This window comes from Streptomyces sp. NPDC059740, from assembly GCF_042733155.1.
GTDB lineage: Bacteria > Actinomycetota > Actinomycetes > Streptomycetales > Streptomycetaceae > Streptomyces.
The window spans coordinates 1-1,100 of record NZ_JBHWGP010000109.1; the positions used below are offsets into that span (position 1 = coordinate 1).

The window sequence follows — 1,100 nt, forward strand, 5'->3', positions numbered from 1 at the left end:
TAGGGCGTGTATCGAGTCGTGATCATTGAGTGGCTGGGGCGAGGTCCTTGATCCAGATCATGGAGGCGCGGAGGTGGAGTCCGGCGAGGTAGCTTTCCGGGGTCTTGTCGTAGCGGGTCGCGATGCCCCGCCATGCCTTGAGCTTGTTGATCAGGCGCTCGACGGTGTTCCGCTCCTTGTAGAGCTCGGCGTCGTGGCCGACGGGACGTCCTCCCTTGCAGCCCTTCTTCTTCCGGTTGGCGACCTGGTCCCTTTTCTCCGGGATGACGGCCTTGATCCTGCGTTTGCGCAGGTGAGCGCGGTTACCGCGGGACGAGTACGCCTTGTCTCCAGCGACCGCGTCAGGCCGGGTGCGGGGGCGGCCGAGGGGTCCGCGGACCCGCACCTTGTTCAGGACGGGGATGAACTGCGGGCTGTCTGCGGCCTGTCCTGCAGTCAGCACGATCGCCAGTGGCCGGCACCTGCGGTCTACGGCCAGGTGGACCTTGCTGGTCTGTCCGCCCCGGGAGCGTCCCAGGAGAGCGGCCTTCAATCGGAGCTTGCGTCGACGCCGCACACGTCGCCGTTCTTCCCGTCCGGGATCAGCGTGGGTGTCCTGTCCGTTTCGTTCTTCACCGACACCCCCTTTGACTTGGGCTTTTCCTCGGCGGCAGCCTTCTCCATGGCGTCGAGCACGCCAGGATCGAGGCGCATCCCGGCGGCATCGTGGTGGGCGCGGGCGGTGGTGGAGTCGACGCTGACCAGTGACAGGTCAACCTCGCCCCGCCGCGCGGCCTCGGAGATCAGCCCTTCCAGCAGGGCCTCGAAGACCCCGGCGTCCCGCCACTGCCGGAAGCGGTTATGGACGGTCGACCAGGCGCCGAACTCGGCAGGGATCTCCCGCCACTGCGCGCCTGAGCGAAACTTCCAGATCACGCCCTCGAACTGCTGCCGCAGCCGCACCGGGTACGGGCCGTACTCGCCGATCGGCAGGTACGGCCCGATGAACTCCCACTCTGCATCGGTCAGTTGCGCTCGCGTCATGCAAGACGATCTACAGGATCACCGATCATCGCGAGCGGGGAACTCGCAGATTGATCACGACTCGATACGCGCCCTAG

1 pseudogene is annotated in these 1,100 nt (G+C 66.4%); it reads right to left on the reverse strand.

Features of this window, described 5'->3' with window-relative positions:
- Positions 1-22: 22 nt before the first annotated feature.
- Positions 23-1,023: pseudogene (locus ACFV3R_RS34660) on the reverse strand (IS5 family transposase).
- Positions 1,024-1,100 lie beyond the last annotated feature (77 nt).